We start from the raw sequence: 1,906 nt of genomic DNA, 5'->3' as shown, positions 1-1,906 counted from the left end.
AAGGAGAGCAGACAGCACTTGCCGCTTATCTGGTTTGGGCAAATTTAGATGAAGCGATCACCCTACAGGAGCTACGAGCCGATCTATTGGAACAACTGCCTGACTATATGATTCCTGTTGATTGGGTGGTATTAGATGAATTGCCCCTCACACCAAATGGAAAAGTAGATCGTCGTGCATTACCGGCGCCTACCAGATCAGATCGGGTAGAGAGGCAGTATATTGCACCACGAACTGAGGATGAACAACGACTGGTACAAATCTGGGAGGAAGTGTTACAGCTTTCACCGATTGGTGTGACAGATCATTTCTTTGAGATGGGTGGTCATTCATTAACGGCGATTCGCCTATTAGCGCGAATTCGCAATGAATATCAGATTGAAGTGCCACTTCAGGTTATTTTTACAGACTCGACAATCGCTGGAATTTGCCGTTTTCTACAACAAAATCAACAGGAAAAAGAGATAGAGATAACAGCAGCACCTCGTCAAGAGGTATATCCAGTCACCTCAGCGCAGAAACGTCTCTATGTCTTACATGATTTTGCGGGTACAGCTTACCATATTCCACTTGTCCAATGGCTGTATGGCTCTCTTGATCTGGCACGTTTAGAAGTGGCTTTGCAGACATTAGTTGAGCGGCATGAAGCACTTCGGACTTCATTTCAATTTGTAGAAGGACAGCTTGTACAACAAATTCATCCAAGGGTCACTTTCCAGCTAAAAGTGCATCATTTGAGGCATCCAGAAGGAGTAGAGAAGGAGCTACAAGCAGCCATCCGTCCATTCGTCCTGGAAAACGCGCCGTTATTTCGCGCGGCTGTCTATTGCTTTCCCAAACAGAAATACCTTCTGTTACTTGATTTTCACCATCTCATTGCCGATGGGCAATCGGTCAATCTGCTGTGGAAGGAATTCGTCGCATTGTATCGTGGTGAATCGTTGCCTGAACTGTCATTGCAATATAAGGACTATGCATATTGGCAAATGAACCGTCAAGCAAAAGAAGGGTTTGTAGAACATGAGAAGTATTGGTCAGAGAAATTATCAGGGGAAATCCCTATGTTAGAACTGCCAACAGATGCTCCGCGACCTGCGGTGCAACAATTTACCGGAAATGTTTATTCATGGTCTTTGCCAATAGGCTTGAGCCAATCATTAAAACAGTTTGCAAAGCAGCAAGGATCTACCCTTTATGCAGTATTATTGGCAGGATATGTTTTGCTTTTGATGAAGGAGACAGGGCAGGAAGAGCTTTTGGTAGGATCACCACAAGCGGGGCGTTCGCAGTTAGAGATGGAACAGATAGTAGGTATGTTTGTTAACACCTTGCCACTACGTGTTCATTTGCAAGCAGAAGGTTCCTATTTGGCTTTATTAAAAGAAGTGAGTAAGCAGTTATGGGAAGATTATCAGCATCGTGATTACCCAATTGAGGAACTATTGGCAAAGATGGGCTTACAACATGATCAAAGCAGAAATCCGCTTTTCGATACCCTTTTTGTATTGCAAAATCTTGAACAAAGTGAGGATACACTACCAGGATTAGCGGCTTCTCCTTATGAGTGGGAAAGCCGAACAACCAAGTTTGATTTAACTTGGACAGCAGTGGATGCCGAACAGATCACATTTGCCATTGAATATGCCAGCCATCTGTTCAAGGAAGAGACAATTGCTCGAATGGCTGCTCATTATCAGCAATTGTTGACTCAGATCGTCGCTGCTCCTGATCGATCCTTACATGAATATTCCTGCCTCACTGTTGATGAAGAGAAGCAGCTATTGGCTTATGCTGATGGAGGGCAACAAATTGGAAGCAGCCATCAAACATTAGTCGAGCGATGGGAGAGACAGGTGGAGCAGACTCCTCAGTCGATCGCACTGGTCGATCAAGGGAGAAGCATGAC

The 1,906-nt window shown here is 44.6% G+C and carries 1 protein-coding gene; it reads left to right on the top strand.

Annotated features, from left to right (window positions below):
• The coding region (locus BUB71_RS18715; RefSeq protein ID WP_245815732.1) for a condensation domain-containing protein at window positions 1–1,906 on the top strand (1,906 nt) is incomplete at both ends.

Origin of the sequence: Seinonella peptonophila (assembly GCF_900129355.1) — a bacterium.
Taxonomy (GTDB): Bacteria; Bacillota; Bacilli; order Thermoactinomycetales; family Thermoactinomycetaceae; genus Seinonella; species Seinonella peptonophila.
The sequence above is the reverse complement of the archived record's forward strand: the minus strand, read 5'-3'. Positions and strand labels throughout refer to the sequence as shown.